Annotated in this window: 13 protein-coding genes; 5 read left to right on the forward strand and 8 right to left on the reverse strand. The window is 67.1% G+C overall.

The genetic code is table 11. The annotated features are described in order from the left end of the window. Positions 1–54: 54 nt before the first annotated feature. From FRZ61_RS02270 to FRZ61_RS02285, 4 genes are read right to left on the reverse strand one after another with little or no spacing between them, the layout of a single operon-like run. Complete coding sequence (locus FRZ61_RS02270) at positions 55–1,713, reverse strand: ABC transporter ATP-binding protein (RefSeq protein ID WP_151114774.1); 1,659 nt, start codon at positions 1,711–1,713, stop codon at positions 55–57. Next, positions 1,710–2,825 carry an ABC transporter permease gene (locus tag FRZ61_RS02275; protein WP_151114775.1) on the reverse strand — a complete coding sequence of 372 codons (1,116 nt, stop codon included), beginning with the start codon at positions 2,823–2,825 and terminating at the stop codon, positions 1,710–1,712. Before FRZ61_RS02275 ends, FRZ61_RS02270 begins: the two co-directional genes overlap by 4 nt. Continuing rightward, on the reverse strand, positions 2,822–3,910 hold the full coding sequence (locus FRZ61_RS02280) for a microcin C ABC transporter permease YejB (RefSeq protein ID WP_151114776.1): 1,089 nt from the start codon (positions 3,908–3,910) through the stop codon (positions 2,822–2,824). The genes FRZ61_RS02275 and FRZ61_RS02280 overlap by 4 nt, the downstream gene beginning before the upstream one ends. Positions 3,911–3,927: 17 nt before the next feature. After that, positions 3,928–5,817: an extracellular solute-binding protein gene (locus FRZ61_RS02285; RefSeq protein WP_151114777.1), complete on the reverse strand. Its 1,890-nt coding sequence runs from the start codon at positions 5,815–5,817 to the stop codon at positions 3,928–3,930. A gap of 177 nt (positions 5,818–5,994) precedes the next feature. Between FRZ61_RS02285 and FRZ61_RS02290 the strand changes: the two genes are divergently transcribed. From FRZ61_RS02290 to FRZ61_RS02300, 3 genes are all read left to right on the forward strand, one after another. Further along, positions 5,995–6,759 carry an HAD family hydrolase gene (locus FRZ61_RS02290; protein WP_151114779.1) on the forward strand — a complete coding sequence of 255 codons (765 nt, stop codon included), beginning with the start codon at positions 5,995–5,997 and terminating at the stop codon, positions 6,757–6,759. Positions 6,760–6,993: 234 nt separating this feature from the next. Further along, entirely contained in the window at positions 6,994–8,280 is a 1,287-nt protein-coding gene (locus FRZ61_RS02295; protein WP_151114780.1) for an MFS transporter, read from the forward strand. A 29-nt stretch (positions 8,281–8,309) separates the two neighbouring features. Further along, the gene (locus FRZ61_RS02300; protein ID WP_151114781.1) at positions 8,310–9,182 is read left to right on the forward strand and encodes a type 1 glutamine amidotransferase; all 873 of its coding nucleotides are present in this window, start codon (positions 8,310–8,312) and stop codon (positions 9,180–9,182) included. 81 nt (positions 9,183–9,263) lie between these two features. Here the strand turns inward: FRZ61_RS02300 and FRZ61_RS02305 are convergent, their stop codons facing one another. The 4 genes from FRZ61_RS02305 to FRZ61_RS26550 all read right to left on the reverse strand — a co-directional run bounded on the left by FRZ61_RS02305 (position 9,264) and on the right by FRZ61_RS26550 (position 12,308). Continuing rightward, the gene (locus FRZ61_RS02305) at positions 9,264–9,551 is read right to left on the reverse strand and encodes a GIY-YIG nuclease family protein (RefSeq protein WP_151114782.1); all 288 of its coding nucleotides are present in this window, start codon (positions 9,549–9,551) and stop codon (positions 9,264–9,266) included. A gap of 81 nt (positions 9,552–9,632) precedes the next feature. Then, positions 9,633–10,301, reverse strand: a complete 669-nt coding sequence (locus tag FRZ61_RS02310; protein WP_151114783.1) for a glutathione S-transferase family protein — start codon at positions 10,299–10,301, stop codon at positions 9,633–9,635. 109 nt (positions 10,302–10,410) lie between these two features. Beyond that, complete coding sequence (gene hisN / locus FRZ61_RS02315; protein WP_151114785.1) at positions 10,411–11,190, reverse strand: histidinol-phosphatase; 780 nt, start codon at positions 11,188–11,190, stop codon at positions 10,411–10,413. A gap of 101 nt (positions 11,191–11,291) precedes the next feature. Next, on the reverse strand, positions 11,292–12,308 hold the full coding sequence (locus FRZ61_RS26550) for a c-type cytochrome (RefSeq protein WP_225309069.1): 1,017 nt from the start codon (positions 12,306–12,308) through the stop codon (positions 11,292–11,294). Between the two features lie 347 nt (positions 12,309–12,655). Here FRZ61_RS26550 and FRZ61_RS02335 point away from each other — a divergent pair, with 347 nt between their 5' ends. After that, positions 12,656–13,447, forward strand: coding sequence for a 3-deoxy-manno-octulosonate cytidylyltransferase (locus tag FRZ61_RS02335; RefSeq protein WP_151114786.1), 792 nt, complete (start codon positions 12,656–12,658; stop codon positions 13,445–13,447). Further along, positions 13,444–14,325 carry a prephenate dehydratase gene (locus FRZ61_RS02340; protein ID WP_151114787.1) on the forward strand — a complete coding sequence of 294 codons (882 nt, stop codon included), beginning with the start codon at positions 13,444–13,446 and terminating at the stop codon, positions 14,323–14,325. The genes FRZ61_RS02335 and FRZ61_RS02340 overlap by 4 nt, the downstream gene beginning before the upstream one ends. The last annotated feature ends 119 nt before the right edge of the window (positions 14,326–14,444 follow it).

Below are 14,444 nucleotides of genomic sequence, written 5' to 3' on the forward strand. Positions count from 1 at the left end.
CATTTAGGGGGAGGGTCAGGGAGGGGGCAGACTCGATCTCGGAAATTCGCACCCTCACTGCTTCACCACGCCCGGCTGCGCCGTCTCGAGCTCGAAGGCGGCGGCCATCAGGGCCTTGGTATAGTCCTCGCGCGGGCTGGTCAGCACCTGGTCGGCGGCGCCGTGCTCGACCACCTTGCCGTCCTTGAGCACCATGATCTCGTCGGCGAGCGCCCGCACCACGCGCAGGTCGTGGCTGATGAAGAGATAGGCGAGGCGGTGCCGGCGCTGCAGCTCGGCCAGGAGGTCGACGATCTGCGCCTGGACCGACATGTCGAGCGCCGAGGTCGGCTCGTCCAGCACGACGAAGCGCGGCTTCAGCACCATGGCGCGCGCGATCGCGATGCGCTGGCGCTGGCCGCCCGAGAACTCGTGCGGATAGCGGAAGCGGCTCTCGGGATCGAGCCCCACCTCCTGGAGCGCCTCGACGATGCGGGCATTGGCTTCCTCCTCGCTCTTGGCGAGGCGATGCACCGTGAGGCCCTCGGCCACGATCTCGCCGATCGAGAGGCGCGGCGAGAGCGAGCCGTAGGGGTCCTGAAACACCACCTGCATCTCCTGGCGCAACGGCCGCAGGGCGCCGCCGGAGAGCCCGTCGATGCGCTTGCCCAGGAAGGCGATGGGGCCTTCGCTCTTGATGAGCCGCAGCAGCGCCAGCCCCAGCGTCGTCTTGCCCGAGCCGCTCTCGCCCACCACGCCGACCGTGCGGCCCTCATGCAGCGCGAGGCTCACCCCGTCGATCGCCTTGATGTAATCGACGGTCCGGCGCAGCAGGCCCTGCCTGATCGGGAACCAGACCTTGATGTCCGATCCCGTCACCAGCGGCGCGCCCTCGGCCGGTCGGATCGCGGATTTGCGCTTGGGCTCGGCCGCCAGCAGCTTGCGGGTATAGGCGTGCTGCGGCGCCTTGAAGACGGTCGCGACCGGGCCCTGCTCGACGATCTGCCCCTGCGTCATGATGCAGACATCGTCGGCCACCTTGCGCACGATGCTGAGATCGTGGGTGATCAGCAGCAGCGCCATGCCGAGCTTGGCCTGCAGCTCCTTCAGGAGCTTCAGGATCTGCGCCTGGATCGTGACGTCGAGCGCCGTCGTCGGCTCGTCGGCGATCAGGAGGTCGGGCTCGTTGGCGAGCGCCATCGCGATCATGACGCGCTGGCGCTGGCCGCCCGAGAGCTCGTGCGGATAGGCGTTGAGCCGCGTCTCGGGGTTGGGCAGGCGCACCAGGCGCAGGAGCTCGAGCGTGCGTGCCCGCGCGGCCGCGGGTGCCAGGCCCTTATGGACCAGCAGCACCTCGTTGACCTGCTTCTCGATGGTGTGGAGCGGGTTGAGCGAGGTCATCGGCTCCTGGAAGATCATCGAGATCTGGTTGCCGCGTAAGGCTCGCATCGCGGATTCCGGCGCGCCGATCAGCTCCTGGCCCTTGAAGAGGATGCTGCCCGAAGGGTGGCGCGCCACGGGGTAGGGCAGGAGGCGCATGATCGAGAGCGCCGTCACCGATTTGCCCGAGCCGCTCTCGCCCACCAGCGCCAGGGTGCGGCCGCGATCGATGGTGAAGCTGGCGTGATCGACCGCCTTCACCAGCCGCGCGCCCTCGCCGAAATGGGTCGAGAGATCCTTGACCTGCAGCAAGGGTCCGGTGGCCGGGCCGGATGTGGGATCGGCTGCGCTCATACGAGGGTCTTGCGCGGATCGAAGGCATCGCGCACCGCCTCGCCGATGAAGACCAGCAGCGTCAGCACGAAGGCGATGATGAAGAAGCCGGTGAATCCCAGCCAGGGCGCCTGAAGATTGGCCTTGCCCTGGTTGAGGAGCTCGCCCAGGGAGGCGGAGCCCGCCGGCAGGCCGAACCCCAGGAAGTCCAGCGAAGTCAGCACCGTGACCGAGCCGCCGAGCGTGAAGGGCAGGAAGGTCAGCATCGCCACCATCGCGTTGGGCAAAAGATGGCGGAACATGATGGTCCGGTCGCGCACGCCGAGCGCATGGGCGGCGCGCACATATTCGAAGTTGCGCGCGCGCAGGAATTCCGCCCGCACCACGGCGACGGGCCAGGTCCAGCTGAAGAGCAGCAGCAGCCCCAGGAGCCACCAGAAGTTCGGCGTGATGACGCTGGCCAGGATGATCAGCATGTAGAGCGTCGGCAGGCCGCTCCAGATCTCGATCACGCGCTGGAAGGTGATGTCGAGCAGGCCGCCGAAATAGCCCTGCACCGCGCCCGCGATCACGCCGATGATGGTGCTGAAGAAGGTCAGGATCAGGCCGAAGGCGACCGAGATGCGGAAACCGTAGATCACGCGGGCCACGACATCGCGGGCCTGGTCGTCGGTGCCGAGCCATTGCTGCAAGGAAGGCGGCGTCGGTGCGGGATCCGGCAGGTCGTAGATCACCGTGTCGTAGGAATAGGGAATGAGCGGCCAGACCGCCCAGCCCTTGTCCGAGAGCAGCTTCTTCACGAAGGGATCGGTATAGACCGTGTTGGTCTCGAACACGCCGCCATAGGCCGTCTCCGGATAGTTGGCGAAGACGGGGAAGAACAGGTGACCGTCGTGATAGACGACGATCGGCCGGTCGTTCGCGATCAGCTCGGCCCCCAGGCTGAGGCCGAAGAGAACCAGGAAGATCCAGAGCGACCAGAAGCCGCGCTTGTTGGCACGGAAGTTCCGCAGGCGCCGGCGCGTCAAAGGCGTGATGCGGAAGCCCAGGAACCGGTCGGCATAGCTGCGGGCCAGGGCCGAGCCGGGAGCAGCAGCCGGGGGCGGCGCGGTCGTTCCCTCGGCGGCGCTCATACGCGGCGGCTCTCGAAATCGATGCGGGGATCGACCAGCGTGTAGGTGATGTCGCCCACGAGATTCATCACCAGCCCCAGCAGGGTGAAGAAGTAGGTGGTGGCGAACACGATCGGATAGTCGCGGTTGATGACGGCCTCGTAGCCGAGCTGCCCCAGACCGTCGAGCGAGAAGATGATCTCGATCAGGAGCGAGGAGGTGAATAGGATCCCGATGAAGGCGGAGGGGAAGCCCGCGATCACGATCAGCATCGCGTTGCGGAACACATGGCCATAGAGCACGCGCCGCTCGGTCAGGCCCTTGGCCCGCGCGGTGATCACATATTGCTGGTTGATCTGCTCGAGGAAGGAGTTCTTGGTCAGCATGGTCAGGCTGGCGAAGCTGCCGACCAGGAGCGCCGCCAGGGGTAGCGCCAGATGCCAGAAATAATCCAGGATCCGTTGCGGCCAGGCGAGGTCGGTCCAGTTGTCGGAGACCAGGCCCCGCAGGGGAAACCATTGGACGAAGCTGCCGCCAGCGAAGAGCACGATCAGCAGCACCGCGAACAGGAAGGAGGGGATGGCATTGCCGGTGATGATGACGACGCTGGTCCAGATGTCGAAACGCGATCCGTCCTTTACGGCCTTCTTGATGCCGAGCGGGATGGAGATGAGATACATGAGCAGCGTGGTCCAGAGACCGAGCGAGATCGAGACGGGGAACTTCTCGATCACGAGATCGACCACGGGCCGGCCCTTGAAGAAGCTGTCGCCGAAATCGAACCGCACATAATGCTTCATCATGTCGATGAAGCGCTCGACGGGCGGCTTGTCGAAGCCGTAGAGCTTCTCGATCTCCTTCACGAACTCGGGATCGAGGCCGCGCGCACCGCGATAATGGCTGTTCTCGCTCCCGCCGCCGCCGACGGTCTCGCCGCCGCCGCTGCTGATGCGCGCGGTCGCGGAGATGCCCCGTCCCTCGAGCTCGGCGATGGTCTGCTCCACGGGCCCGCCCGGCGCCACCTGCACGATGGCGAAATTGATGACCATGATCCCGAACAGGGTCGGGATGATCAGCAGCAGGCGGCGGACGATATAGGCGAACATGATCGGTCCGGCTCCGCTCAGCTCGCCTGCTCGCCGGCAAGCGCCGCCGCCTTGGCGGGATCGATCCACCAGGTATCGAGGCCCAGATCGTATTTCGGCGCGATCGCCGGCCGCGAGAACTTGTTCCAGTAGGCGACGCGCCAGCTCCGCAGATGCCAGTTGGGGATCACGTAAAAGCCCCAGAGCAGCACGCGGTCGAGCGCGCGGGTGCGCTGGATCAGGCTTTCGCGGTCGGGGGACGCGATCAGCAGATCGACCAGCTCGTCGATCACCGGGTCCTTGATGCCGATGATGTTCTGGCCGCCCGGCTGGTCGGCCGAGGCCGAGCCCCAGTAGTCCGCCTGCTCGTTGCCCGGCGAGAGCGACTGGCCGAAGCCGCCGCTGATCATGTCGAAATCGAAATTGTCCGTCCGGTTCTGGTACTCGGCGACGCCGACCGTGCGCAGCGTCGTGACGATGCCGAGCCGCCGGAGATTGCGCAGGAAGGGCAGCACGATGCGCTCGAACATCGGATCGAAGAGCAGGAACTCGAACTGGAACGGCTCGCCGGTCTCCTGCTTGACCAGCCGCTCGTTCCGGATCACCCAGCCCGAAGCCTGCAGCAGCGCGCGTGCCTTCAGGAGATTGTCGCGGATGTCGCCGTCGCCCTTGGTCTTGGGCGGCTCGTAGACCGAGGTGAAGACCTCGTCGGGGACCTTGCCGCGATATTTCTCGAGGATCGCCAGCTCCTCGCCCTGGGGCAGGCCGGAGGAGGCCAGCTCGGTGTTGGAGAAGTAGCTGGCGTTGCGCGTGTATTGCCCGAAGAAGAGCGCCTTGTTCGACCACTCGAAATCGAAGGCATAACCCAGCGCCTGGCGCACCCGGCGGTCCTGGAAGATGGGCCGGCGGATGTTGAAGGGGAAGCATTGCATCCCGGTCGGAATCTCGTTCGGGATCTGCTCCCTGACGATCCGGCCGTCCCGGACGGGGCGTGCATCGTAACCGGTGGCCCAGATCTTCGCGGAGCGTTCCTGCCTGATGTCGAAATCGCCGGCCTTGAGGCCCTCGAGCGCCACGGTCTCGTCCTTGTAGTAGATGTAGCGGACCGAATCCCAGTTGCCGGTCCCGACGTTCACGGGCAGGTCGCGGCCCCAGTAGTCTTGGACGCGCGTTGTCACCACGAAGCGGCCGGGCTCGAACGCGGTGATGCGATAGGCCCCGCTGCCCATCGGCAGGTCGAGCGAGGGCTTCTCGAAATCGCGCGTCTCCCAGTAGGCTTTGCAGAGCACCGACATCTGGCCGATGATCAGCGGCAGCTCGCGATTGTCGCCGGGCACGAAGGTGAAGCGGACGCCGAGATCGCCGGTCTGCTCGACCTTGGCCACGCTGCGATAATAGAAGCGATAGAAGGGCTTCCCCTTGGCCCTCAGCGTCTCGAGGGTGAAGATCACGTCGGCGGGCGTGATGGCGGTTCCGTCCCACCAGCGCGCGGCCGGGTTGAGCGTGAATTCCACCCAGGAGCGATCGTCCGGCGTCTCGATGTACTGGGCCAGGAGGCCGTATTGCGTGAAGGCCTCGTCGTTGCTGGCGACGGTGAGCGATTCGTAGATGCCGTCGCTGCCGGCGGCGGGCGCGCCTCGGACGATGAAGGGGTTGAAGCTTTCGAAGGTGGTGCTGTTGGGCACGCTCATGCGCAGCTGCCCGCCCTTGGGCGCGTCCGGGTTCACATAGTCGAAATGCTTGAAGTCGGGTCCGTATTTGGGCTCGCCATGCATGGCGAGGGCATGGGCCTTGCCGTTGGTCCCGCCGTCGGCACGCGCCTTGGGGCCGAATGTCGCCCAGGCGGCCATGGCGGCGGCGCCGGCCAGGAACCGGCGCCGGGTCGGTTGCAGGAAGGGCGGGTGGGGCAGGAAAAGGCGGTCGGACACGCGAACTCCAGGCCGGCGGAAGGATGTGGATTTTAAGGGTTTTTTGCGCTGGCGCTACAGCGAAACAGGGGCACCGCCGCTGCCTGCCGAGTTGCGGCGATTCCCTCCAGCCGGTAAGGTCACGGCCCGCCGTTCCCGCCGCGCCATCCTTTCCCTCTTTCAGGAGATTGCCGCCCCATGGGCCGCCCGCTTCGCGCCATCACCTTCGATCTGTGGGACACCATCGTTCATGACGATTCGGACGAGCCCAAGCGCAAGGCCCAGGGTCTCAAGACCAAGAAGGAGGAGCGCCGCCACCTGCTGTGGGAGGCGCTGAACCGCCAGCAGCCGATCGAGCTCGACCGGGTCAAGCTCGCCTATGACGTGGCCGATGCCGCTTTCAACAAGGTCTGGCATGACCAGCATGTCACCTGGCCGATCGCCGAGCGGCTGAACGTCGCGCTCAAAGGGCTGGGGCGCACGCTGCCCGAGGCCGAGCTCGCCCGGATCGTGAAGGCGCACGAGGAGATGGAGATCACCATCCGCCCCGACCTGATCCCCGGCATCCGCGAGGCGCTCGAGGGGCTTCATGGACGCTACAAGACCTGCATCGTCTCCGATGCGATCGTCTCGCCGGGGCGCTGCCTGCGCCAACTCCTCGCGAGCTACGATCTCGCCCGCTTCTTCGACGGCTTCGCCTTCTCCGACGAGGTCGGCTATTCGAAGCCGCACCGCGCCATGTTCGAATCGGCCGCGCGCCAGATGGGTGTGGCGATCGAGGAGATCGTCCATATCGGCGATCGCGACCATAACGACGTGAAGGGCCCGCAGGCGCTCGGCATGAAGGCGATCCTCTTCACCGCCACGCGCGCGGCCGACAAGGACCGCACCACCGCCGACGCCATCTGCGAGCGCCACGCCGACCTGGTCGCGACGGTGGACCGGTTGGCGAAGGGGGCATAGCAGCAGGAATTTTCCTCTTCCCTTCCTGAAGGCAGGACAATCGCATGGAATGCGCGGGAGTCTCTCCTTCTCTTATGAGCTCGACTCGTTCTGTTCCTTCCCCCGGAACGGGGGAAGGTTAGGAAGGGGGCTGCGCGGCATCGGATAGCGAGCAGCCCCCTCCCTGACCCTCCCCCGCGACGCGGGGGAGGGGATAAGTGGTGCCGCTCCGTCCGATCCAGACCGCCAATCATCATGACCCTCGCCCTTCCCGGCCTCGGCGCGTTCCGCCATCGCAACTTCGCGCTCTTCGGCGCCGCGAACTTCCTTGCCACCATCGCCATGCAGATGCAGGCGGTGGCGATCGGCTGGCAGGTCTATGACCTGACGGCGAGTCCGTTCCGGCTCGGCATGATCGGGCTGGCCGAGTTCCTGCCCGCGATCGGGCTGGCGCTGGTGGTGGGGCCGGTGGCCGACCGGTTCGACCGGCGGCGCATCATGCTGCTGGCGCTGGGCGGCGAGGCGCTCTGCTCGGTGGGCCTGCTGTTCCTCGCCGTCAGCGGCCATGCCGCCTTCTGGCCGATCCTCGCCATCGCCTCCGCCTTCGGCACGGCGCGCGCCTTCGTGGCCCCGGCCTCGCGCGCCATGATGCCGAGCCTGGTGCCGCCGGAACTGCTCAACAACGCGGTCGCCTGGTCCTCCGTCTCCTGGCAGGTCGCGACCATCGGCGGGCCCGCGCTGGGCGGCTTCATCTATCTCGCCGGTCCCGACGCGGTCTATGGCACGGCCGCGGTGGCGCTGGCGGCGGCGATCGGCATGATTTTCCTGGTCCGCTACCGCCGCCCGGCCGGCAGCGGCAAGAAGGAGGCGATCAAGCTCGGCGACGTGCTGGGCGGCTTGCGCCTCATCTTCAGCCACAAGGTGCTGCTCGGCGCCATCTCGCTCGATCTCTTCGCCGTCCTGTTCTCGAGCGCCATCCCGCTGCTGCCGGTCTTCGCCAAGGACGTGCTCCATACCGGCCCCGAAGGGTTGGGCCTGCTGCGCGCCGCGGCCGGCGTGGGCGCCGTCACCACCGCGCTCATCCTGACGCAGCGCCCGATCCGCTCGCGCGCGGGGCGCAAGCTCTTCATCTGCGTCGGGCTCTTCGGCCTCTGCGTCATCACCTTCGGCCTTTCGGAAAGCTTCTGGCTGTCGCTGGGCGCGCTTTTCTGCGGCGGCGCCTGCGACATGGTCAGCGTCTATATCCGAGGGACGGTGGTGCCGCTGGCGACCCCCGATCACCTGCGCGGCCGCGTCATGGCGGTCGAGGCCGTCTTCGTCGGCGCTTCCAACGAGCTGGGCGCCTTCTGGGCCGGCAGCATGGCGTCGCTGATCGGCGCGGTGCCGGCTGTCGTGCTGGGCGGCAGCGCCACCCTCCTCGTGGTGCTGAGCTTCAGCCGCCTGTTCCGCAAGCTCGCCACCGTCGACAAGCTCGATACCGAGACCCTGGGCTTTTCCGGCGCCGAGGCGAGGGATAAAGTGACGCCCGCCGGCGCGGCCTAAGGCTCCGGCTTCGAAAGGGAGAGATCGGCATGGCCCGGGCCAGCGTGAAGCCGGCGGCGAAGTTCCTGGTGATCGACGGCTACAACAAGGCCGCGCGCGACGAGCTGCAGGCGGGCGGCGCCTCGGCCGCGGGCGACCTCTATGTCGCGATGCTGAAGAAATGCCTGCCCGAGGCGCAATGCGACGTGGTGCATCCGGCCGATCCCGGCACGAGCCTGCCCAAGGGGGCGGCCCTCGAGCAGTATGACGGCATCGCCTGGACCGGCTGCAGCCTCACCATCTATGACGACGATCCGCGCGTGACGCCGCAGATCGAGCTTGCCCGGGAGGCCTTTGCCTCGCGCGTGCCGAGCTTCGGCTCCTGCTGGGCGGCGCAGATCGCGGTGACGGCGGCGGGCGGCATCGTGCGCGCCAACCCGCGCGGCCGCGAGATGGGGATCGCGCGCAAGATCGCGCTGACGCCCGAGGGCCGCGGCCATCCGCTCTATTTCGGCAAGAGCAACGTGTTCGACGCCTTCATCAGCCATGTGGACGAGATCACCCATCTCCCGCCCGGCGCCGTGCTGCTGGCCTCGAACGCCTTCACCCACATCCAGGCCGTCGCCGTCACGCACAAGGGCGGCACCTTCTGGGGCCTGCAGTATCATCCCGAATACGACCTGCACGAGCTGGCGCGGCTCACCTGGTGCCGGCTCGAGAAGCTGCAGAAGCTGGGCTTCTTCAAGGACCGCGAGGCCGGCGAGAAATATGTCAACCTGCTCGAAACCCTGCACCAGGACCCGTCGCGCAAGGACGTCGCCTGGCTGCTCGGCATCGACGAGGACGTGACGAACGAGGACATCCGCTTGGCCGAGGTCCGCAACTGGATCGAACGGCTGGTGCTGCCGACGATGCGGCAGTAGATCCTTTTACCGTCACCACCAGCCCACCCCTTCTGTCATCGCCGGGCTTGACCCGGCGATCCAGGGCAGAGGGCGCCGCGGTCAGACGACCTCTTCGTAGAGATCCCGCCATTGCGGGTTCGCTTTCTCGATCAGATCGAGCTTCCAGGCTCGTGGCCATTTCTTGAGCGTCTTTTCACGCTGGATAGCCAGGTAGACGTCCGCGAACTCTTCGAAATGCACGAGGTTCTTGACCCCGTAGCGTTTGGTGAAGCCCTCAAGCGCGCCTTCCCGATGTTCATAGACGCGTCGCACCAGATTGTTCGTGACGCCGATATAGAGCGTGCCGTTGGGCTGGCTGGCGAGGAGATAGACGTAGCAGGTCCTCATGACGTGTGTCGGCGGCCCTGGATTGCCGGGTCAAGCCCGGCAATGACAAGAGAGGGGGCGTGTTGATCGCCACTCTCCACATCACAGCGGCGGCGAGAGCTCGCGGTCGGCGGCGGCGATTTCGGCGGCGGCCTGGCCCGCGGAGGGGCGCGACTTCACGCGGCTGTACCAGGCGGCGAGGTTGGGGTGCTTGTCGAGCTTCGGGCCCTTGAGGCGCTGGACCCAGAGGATCGTCATGAAGAGCGCGATGTCGGCGACCGTGAAGCGTTCCCCGCAGAAATGATCCTGGCTGCCGAGACGGCGTGACAGCGTCTCATAGTGATCGCGCAACTGGATCTCGCCGCGATCGGCCTCGGCCATGCGCTGGCGCTGGCGGTCCGGGTCGGGATCGGGCGGCGAGGTGCGGGTCATCAGGCTGCGCAGCGGCGGCAGCAGGATCTCGTCCGCCGTGAGCTCGAGGAGCCGGCAGCGCGCACGATCCCGGGGCGAGGCCGGATAGAGCGGGGCTTGCGGATAGGCTTCCTCGAGATATTCGAAGATCACGGTCGAATCGAAGATCGTGAGGTCGCCGTCGATCAGCACCGGCACCTGGCCCTTGGGATTGGCCGCAAGCACCGCCGGATGCTTGGGCGAGTAGCCCTTCGCCTGGGTGAAGGGCACCATCTCGCGGTCGAAGGGCAGGCCCTTCTCGCGCAGCGCGATCTCGACCTTCCGCGAGAACAGGCTCAAGGGGCCCGAATAGAGCTTCATGGCTGGCCTCCCCGCGCATGAAAACCGGGTGGAGTTCGCTCGCGAACAATACGTGAACGTCGGCGTTGCGGCAAGGCCGGCAAGAGAAGAGGTGCCACCGCCCGGCGGATCAGGCGATGAGCTTCAGCACTTGCGCATGCGCACGGGCGTCACCGCAGGCGAGGACCTTGTCGTCCGATTCGATGGTCAGCGGCCGGCCCTGCCAGTCCGACACGATGCCGCCCGCGCCTTCGACCACCGGCACGAGCGCCAGATAGTCGTAGATGCCCATATTGGCCTCGATCGCCACGTCGCCGAAGCCGCTGGCGATGATGCCGTAGTGATAGCAGTCGGAGCCGTAGACCGACATCTTGCAGGCGCGCCGCAGCTTGAGATAGCGCGGCTGGTCCTCCTCGTCGAACATCTCGGGCGAGGAGGCGAAGAGCGTCGCCTGGGCGAGATCGGGGCAGGGCCGCACCTTGACGGGCTTGCCCTGGAACAGGGTCGGATGACCCAGGGCGCCGATCCAGCGCTCATGGATCGCCGGATGATCGATGACGCCCAGCACCGGACGGCCCTTCCGGCAGAGCGCGATCAGCGTGCCGAAGAGCGGCCGGCCCGAGATGAAGGATTTGGTGCCGTCGATCGGGTCGAGCACCCAGACATACTCGGCGTCGGCCTTCTCCGCGCCATGCTCCTCGCCGATGATGCCGTGCTGGGGGAAGCGCTTGTTGATGAGCGAGCGCATCGCCTCCTCGGTGTTGCGGTCGGCGATCGTCACCGGGCTCAGATCCGCCTTGGTGATGATGTCGATCGGCTGGCGGAAATAGCGCTGGATCACCTGGCCGCTGGCATCGGCCAGCGCCTGGGCGAAGCTCAGGAACTCGGACGGCACCGTGTCGGACGTCATGAGGGTCTCCGGGGCGGGAACGGTTCGCTCGTGAAAACGGCCGCCCCGGATCGTCCGGGGCGGCCGCTGAATTCGAAGCTTCTCGGGCTCCGTGCCGTGACTTACGGCAGCGGCACCGGATTGTCCGAGAGCGTGCGCAGATAGGCGATCACCGCGGCGCGATCCTCCGGCTTCTTGATGCCGGCGAAGGTCATCTTGGTACCGGGCGCATAGTCCTTCGGGCTGCGCAGGAACTGCGCCAGCGCCTTGTAGTCCCACGGGCCGGTCTTGCTCTTCATCGCATTGGAATAGGCGAAGCCTTCCATATGCGCATGCACGTTGCCGACGATGCCGTAGAGATTGGGGCCGACCCGCGCCGGCGCGCCTTTGTCGAAAGTATGGCAGGTGGTGCAGATCTTCGCGGCGGCCTGGCCCTTGGCCGGATCGGCGCTGGCGATCATGCCGACCACCTGGTCGCTGTCGTCGGCCGGTGCTGCCGCCTGCTGCGTCTCGGCGGCGGGTGCGGCCGAGCTGCTCGAGGGCGCCGGCGCCTCGGCCGCGGCCTTCGCGTCCTCATAGGCCTTGTTCGCCGCGTCGATCTCTTCCTGGGTCGGCAGCGGCAGGGGCGTGTCGGCCAGGGTGCGCAGATAGGCGATCACGTTGGCGCGGTCCTGGACCTTGGGCAGGCCGGCGAAGCCCATCTTCGTGCCCGGCGCATAGCTGCGCGGATTCGTCAGGAAGTGATTGAGCTCCTCGTAGCCCCAGGGCTTGTCGATCGAGCTGATCGCGGTCGAATAGGCGAAGCCCTCCATATGGGCGTGCTTGTTGCCGACGATGCCGAAGAGATTGGGACCGACCTTGGCCGGTTCGCCTTTGCCGAAGGTATGGCAGGTGGTGCAGATCTTCGCCGTGGTCTCGCCCTTGGCCGGATCGGCGCTGGCGAGGAGCGCGCTGACGGGCTCGATCGGCGCGGGGCCCGAGGGCTTCGCCGCACCGCCGCCGCCTTCGACGGCCGCGGCCTCATGCTCGGCATGGTGCGGCTTCACCAGCATGCCGGCCAGCGTGCCGGACAGATGGGCGACCAGGCCTGCGACCAGAACCGCGCCAATGATCTTGTTGAGCTCGAGCGACGACGCCATCGGCAATGACCCTATGAACTTGTCTTTTGGCCCCAGATTCCCGGCCTCGGTCGGGCCCGATACCCGGCGTCCGAGGCGGTGCCGACGCGGCCTCTTCCCACCGGCGGCGGCGCACTCTACCCCTGTCCGCCGCCGCAGCGCAATTGCGGGTTCCCCCGCGCCAAAAGCCGCAAGACACTGCGCTTTCCGGCCGTTATGGTGCGCCCGGCAAGAGCCGCCGAACGGTTGGCGGCCGGGCCTGCCGCGGCGGCGAATCGTTCGCGTCATTATGCCGCAGCGGCGGAGGCGGCCGGTGCCGCCCGATCGCTTCGAACCGCCGATGTTCACGAGCCGACAACCGACCGCGCATGACCCGTTCCAATCCCATCATCATGATCCCGGCCCGCATGGCCTCCACCCGCCTGCCGGGCAAGCCGCTGGCCGACATCCACGGGCAGCCCATGATCGTCCATGTCTGGCGCCGCGCGCGCGAAGCCGATCTGGGGCCGGTGGTGGTGGCTGCGGCCGAGCGCGAGATCGTCGCCGCGGTCGAGGCCGCCGGCGGCCGCGCGGTCCTGACCCGGCCCGACCATCCCTCGGGCTCCGACCGCATCCATGAGGCGCTGGGCCTGGCCGATCCCGACCGGCGCCATGACGTGGTGGTCAACATGCAGGGCGACCTGCCGACCTTCGATCCGGCGCTGCTGGCGGCGGTGCTGGCGCCGCTCGTCGAGCCGGCGGTCGATCTCACCAGCCTTGCCACCGAGATCACCGAGCCCTCGGAGCGCACCAACCCGAATGTGGTGAAGGCGGTCGCCGCCTTTCCGCCGAAGGGCCGGGACGGCAAGCCGCCGATCGCGCGGGCGCTCTATTTCAGCCGTGCCACGGTGCCGAGCGGCGAGGGGCCGCTCTATCACCATATCGGCCTCTATGCCTATCGCCGCGCGGCGCTCGAGCGTTTCGTGGCGCTGCCGCCGGGCCGCCTCGAGCAGCGCGAGAAGCTCGAGCAGCTCCGGGCGCTCGAGGCCGGCATGCGCATCGACCTGGCGCTCGTTGATACCCTTCCGCTCGGTGTCGATACTCCGGCCGACCTCGAACGGGCCCGTGCGCTGCTGGCACCCGACGCCGCCAGGCCCCGGCCTTCAGGAATCCGCTCATGAGCAAGACCACCAAGCGGGGCGTCACCGCGCCCGAGGACCTGATCGCTTTCCAGGGCCTGCCCGGCGCCTATTCCGATCTTTCCTGCCGCGCCGCCTATCCCAAGATGCGCACGTTGCCTTGCGCCTCTTTCGAGGACGTGTTCGCCGCGGTGCGCGAGGGCAAGGCGCATCTCGCCATGATCCCGATCGAGAACTCGGTCGCGGGCCGTGTCGCCGACATCCATCACCTGCTGCCGGATTCGGGCCTCCATATCGTCGCCGAGCATTTCCAGCGCGTGAACCATCACCTGCTGGCGCCCAAGGGCGCGACGCTGGAGACGATCAAGACCGTGCACAGCCATGTGCAGGCGCTCTCGCAATGCCGCAAGCTGATCCGCGAGCTGGGCCTGAAGGCGGCCGTCCATGCCGACACGGCAGGGGCCGCGGCCGACATCGCGAAGAAGGGCGACATCACCGAAGCCGCGATCGCATCCTCGCTGGCGGGCGAGATCTACGGCCTCGTCAGCCTCAAGGAAGGCATCGAGGATGCCGAGCACAACACCACGCGATTCGTCATCATGGGGCGCGAGCCGGTCGATCCCGATCCCAAGGCGGGGCCCGTCGTCACCAGCTTCGTGTTCCGTGTGCGCAGCGTGCCGGCCGCGCTCTATAAGGCGCTCGGCGGCTTCGCCACCAACGGCGTCAACATCACCAAGCTCGAAAGCTACATGATCGACGGCCATTTCACCGTCGCGCAGTTCTACGCCGACATCGACGGCCACCCGGATTCGCGCATGGTGCGCCTCGCGCTCGAGGAGCTCAGCTTCTTCTCGCGCGAGGTGAAGATCCTCGGCGTCTACGCGGCCTCGCCCTTCCGGCTGCAGCAGAACGGCGGGTAGAGGAAGCGGTCCACCCCATTGTCCCCTCCCCCATCTTTTGGGGGAGGGCTAGGGAGGGGGATGACGCGATGTCGATACCGAGCAGCCCCCTCCCTAACCCTCCCCCTCGAGGGGGGAGG

This window comes from Hypericibacter adhaerens (assembly GCF_008728835.1).
Taxonomy (GTDB): domain Bacteria; phylum Pseudomonadota; class Alphaproteobacteria; order Dongiales; family Dongiaceae; genus Hypericibacter; species Hypericibacter adhaerens.

Bases quoted from the DNA above. Each gene is read 5' to 3' on its own strand.
- FRZ61_RS02270 (WP_151114774.1), bottom strand. From the start codon at position 1,713: ATGAGCGCAGCCGATCCCACATCCGGCCCGGCCACCGGACCCTTGCTG.
- FRZ61_RS02275 (WP_151114775.1), bottom strand. From the start codon at position 2,825: ATGAGCGCCGCCGAGGGAACGACCGCGCCGCCCCCGGCTGCTGCTCCC.
- FRZ61_RS02280 (WP_151114776.1), bottom strand. From the start codon at position 3,910: ATGTTCGCCTATATCGTCCGCCGCCTGCTGCTGATCATCCCGACCCTG.
- FRZ61_RS02290 (WP_151114779.1), top strand. From the start codon at position 5,995: ATGGGCCGCCCGCTTCGCGCCATCACCTTCGATCTGTGGGACACCATC.
- FRZ61_RS02295 (WP_151114780.1), top strand. From the start codon at position 6,994: ATGACCCTCGCCCTTCCCGGCCTCGGCGCGTTCCGCCATCGCAACTTC.
- FRZ61_RS02300 (WP_151114781.1), top strand. From the start codon at position 8,310: ATGGCCCGGGCCAGCGTGAAGCCGGCGGCGAAGTTCCTGGTGATCGAC.
- FRZ61_RS02305 (WP_151114782.1), bottom strand. From the start codon at position 9,551: ATGAGGACCTGCTACGTCTATCTCCTCGCCAGCCAGCCCAACGGCACG.
- FRZ61_RS02310 (WP_151114783.1), bottom strand. From the start codon at position 10,301: ATGAAGCTCTATTCGGGCCCCTTGAGCCTGTTCTCGCGGAAGGTCGAG.
- hisN (WP_151114785.1), bottom strand. From the start codon at position 11,190: ATGACGTCCGACACGGTGCCGTCCGAGTTCCTGAGCTTCGCCCAGGCG.
- FRZ61_RS26550 (WP_225309069.1), bottom strand. From the start codon at position 12,308: ATGGCGTCGTCGCTCGAGCTCAACAAGATCATTGGCGCGGTTCTGGTC.
- FRZ61_RS02335 (WP_151114786.1), top strand. From the start codon at position 12,656: ATGACCCGTTCCAATCCCATCATCATGATCCCGGCCCGCATGGCCTCC.
- FRZ61_RS02340 (WP_151114787.1), top strand. From the start codon at position 13,444: ATGAGCAAGACCACCAAGCGGGGCGTCACCGCGCCCGAGGACCTGATC.